The organism is Collinsella sp. AF14-35 (assembly GCF_003464565.1).
GTDB lineage: Bacteria > Actinomycetota > Coriobacteriia > Coriobacteriales > Coriobacteriaceae > Collinsella.
The window spans coordinates 1-1276 of record NZ_QRZD01000057.1 but is presented as its reverse complement, the minus strand read 5'-3'; the positions used below and the strand labels follow the sequence as shown (position 1 = coordinate 1276).

At 71.2% G+C, this 1276-nt stretch carries 1 protein-coding gene; it reads right to left on the bottom strand.

The window, feature by feature from the left end; translation table 11 throughout:
• Window positions 1-60: 60 nt before the first annotated feature.
• Window positions 61-1276, bottom strand: a 1216-nt coding sequence (locus DWW12_RS09680) for an IS256 family transposase (protein WP_199570793.1), incomplete at its 5' end; no start/stop codon positions are given.

Sequence of the window (1276 nt, the reverse complement as noted above, 5' to 3'; positions counted from 1 at the left end):
GGTGGCGCGCGCAGACGTGGTGTAAGAGCGTCCCGAGGTCCGTCGCTGCAAGTCCCGATGTTACTCCTTCCTGAGACCGCGCCTCTCGACTATCTCGTCCACTATCTCCCTGGCGCGCCGCCCGAGCGCGCGGCGCCTCCCCTCTGTCGGGGCCGGCCTGTCCGCGGGCTCGGCGAAGCCCTCGGCGGCCGAGGCCTCGGAGAACACGCGCTGCTGGGACCACTGTCCCTCGGTCTCCATGAGGCTCGCGCACGTCAGGCGCAGCATCGACTCCCTCGAGGGGAAGGACTGCACGACCCTGTAGCGGCGCTTGATCTCGCGGTTGGCGCGCTCCTGGACGTTGTTGGTGCGGAGCTTGGCCCAGTGCGCCCTGGGGAAGGCCGTGAACGCCAGCGCGGAGTCCTCGGCCTGCTCGAAGACCTCGCCGGCCCTGGCGGACACCGACGCCACCCAGGGCGCCGCCTCGGCCCACACGCAGCGCGCGAGGTCGGGGTCGTCCTGGTAGACCGCGGCGTGCACGAGGTCCCTGACGGCCGCCTTGGAGTCCTCGGGCCTGCCCGAGCAGGCGCTCTGGAGGTTGCGCTGCAGGTGCGTCACGCAGCGCTGCCAGGCGCAGCCCTGGAACAGGCGCGAGACGGCGGCCACGAGCCCGGCGTGGCTGTCGGAGACCACGAGGCGAACGCCGGCCAGCCCGCGCTCGCGCAGCCCGCCGAGGAATGCCGCCCAGGAGTCCTCGCTCTCGGTGTCGACCACGTCGCAGCCCAGGAAGTGCTTGCGCCCGTCGGCGCCCAGCCCGATCGCGGTCACGACGCCCTGCGAGACGACCGACGAGCCGACCCTGCAGCTCATGTAGGTAGCGTCGAGCCACAGGTAGCAGCACGGCGTGCCCGACAGGTCGCGGCGGCGGAACTCCGCCACCTCGGCGTCGAGGTCGGAGCAGAGGCTCGAGACCTCCGAGCTCGACAGCGAGGATATGCCCAGCTTGGACGCCACGCGCTCGACCTTGCGGGTGGACACGCCGCATACGTACATCTCCTGCACGATGGCGGCCACCGAGGTGTCGACGCGCGACCATCGCGCGAGCATGCCCTCGGGGTAGTAGGTGCCGTGCCTGAGCTTGGGTATCTCGAGCTCCACGTCGCCCACGGCGGTCTTGAGCGACCTGGGGCGGTAGCCGTTGCGGCTGTTCTCCCTGCCGTCGCTGCGCTCGTTGCGGCTCGCGCCGCACATCTGCTGGGCCTCGGAGTCCATCAGCGCGTTCATCACGCTGCCCAGC